General features: G+C 42.3%; 1 protein-coding gene. It reads right to left on the bottom strand.

Features of this window, described 5'->3' with window-relative positions; translation table 11 throughout:
• On the bottom strand, positions 1 to 824 hold an 824-nt coding region (locus tag H5200_RS23270; protein WP_182762859.1), incomplete at its 3' end, for an IS110 family transposase.
• Between the last annotated feature and the right edge of the window lie 12 nt (positions 825 to 836).

Below are 836 nucleotides of genomic sequence, written 5' to 3'. Positions count from 1 at the left end.
TTGCCACCACTCGAGTGTTCACTGGGTACAAGACCGAGATAACTCATTAATTTACGGGGATGATCGAAGCGCGTTAAATCGCCAAGCTCAGCAACAACACCGGTGGCGACCAACAAACGAACACCACGCATCGCTTGTATTGCTTTAACTACTGGATAATAACGCCACTGATGAACGTGATGTGTAAGTTCATTATCTAATCGTTCAAGTCGGCTTATTCGCTCGGTAATTGTTTGTAAAAACTCTTGTAAGACGATGTGCTGCGCGGGATGTGGAAGCACAAGCTCAGTGAGCCAACGTAAATGTTTTTGTGACCAATTTGCGGTGCCTTTGTAATTAATATTATTACGAAGCAGCAGTGCTTTTAATTGATATTTAGCATCTTTTAAATCCTTCATGGCTACTTCGCGTGCGCGAGATAAATCACGAACGGCTTCATCTTCAGGCTCGGGGACATAGATAGGTGTTAAATCTTCGGATTTAAGTAATTTAGCGAGCTTAAGGGCATCACGTTTATCGGTTTTAATCTTCTCACCGGGTTTTTTAGGAATAAGAGACGGGGCAACCACATAGCAGCAATGGCCAAGGCTTGTGATTAATCTGTAAATCCAATAACCACAAGGGCCTGCTTCATAAACAAAGTGTAGCGTTGCGCCAGGGTATTTAGATTCAAACTGACGAACAAGCTTTTGAACGGCAACTTTGGAAGACGAAAATCGACCAAGGTGAACAGGTTGTGCACCTCTATGTTCTTCAATATAGGCGACTTCATTGAATTCTTTATGTGTATCAAGTCCGATAAAAAGTATGCTATGTTTATTCATGTTAGCCTCTGC

The organism is Pseudoalteromonas sp. SG43-7, assembly GCF_014164295.1.
GTDB classification, from domain to species: Bacteria; Pseudomonadota; Gammaproteobacteria; order Enterobacterales; family Alteromonadaceae; genus Pseudoalteromonas; species Pseudoalteromonas rhizosphaerae.
The sequence above is the reverse complement of the archived record's forward strand: the minus strand, read 5'-3'. Positions and strand labels throughout refer to the sequence as shown.